The sequence below is a fragment of the Photobacterium sp. R1 genome (genome assembly GCF_054600795.1).
The window spans coordinates 1-439 of sequence record NZ_BAAHZP010000106.1 but is presented as its reverse complement, the minus strand read 5'-3'; the positions used below and the strand labels follow the sequence as shown (position 1 = coordinate 439).

Here is a 439-nt window from a genome sequence, read left to right as displayed (position 1 = left end):
CACGGGAAGCTGGAATACATCCGCCATCACACCCTGACCTGTTACAACGGTATTATTGGCGATGGCTGCGGCAACTGCCCGTCGTGCGACCTGCGCCGTGAAGGTCTGGAGTCTTATCTGAACAATAAAGACGTGGTGATGAAAGCACTGACCGACAAGCAGGCTGCAAACCAGGCTTAAATTCCGGCCTGAATCCGCTCAGTAACAACCAGCCGCCACAGCGGCTGGTTTGCCGTCTGCATCTTCATGACCCGCCTGAACACTGCACTCACTCGTCAATAAACTGCCAGGTATCCGCCCCATCAAATAATCGGATTCGGACCGGCACAATATCTTGTGCAGAAAACATACTGTAATTCACCGCGAGCCGATCACTGCCGGAAGCTGGCGCCGAGGAATAATGTGTCACGCAGCCACAGCGTTTGCAGCGATGAAAATG

1 protein-coding gene is annotated in these 439 nt (G+C 53.8%); it reads left to right on the top strand.

Annotated elements, in window-relative coordinates; translation table 11 throughout:
* Window positions 1-180 (top strand): 7-cyano-7-deazaguanine synthase (locus ACYP03_RS24180; protein ID WP_459782392.1); only part of this gene is annotated, 180 nt, incomplete at its 5' end.
* Window positions 181-439 lie beyond the last annotated feature (259 nt).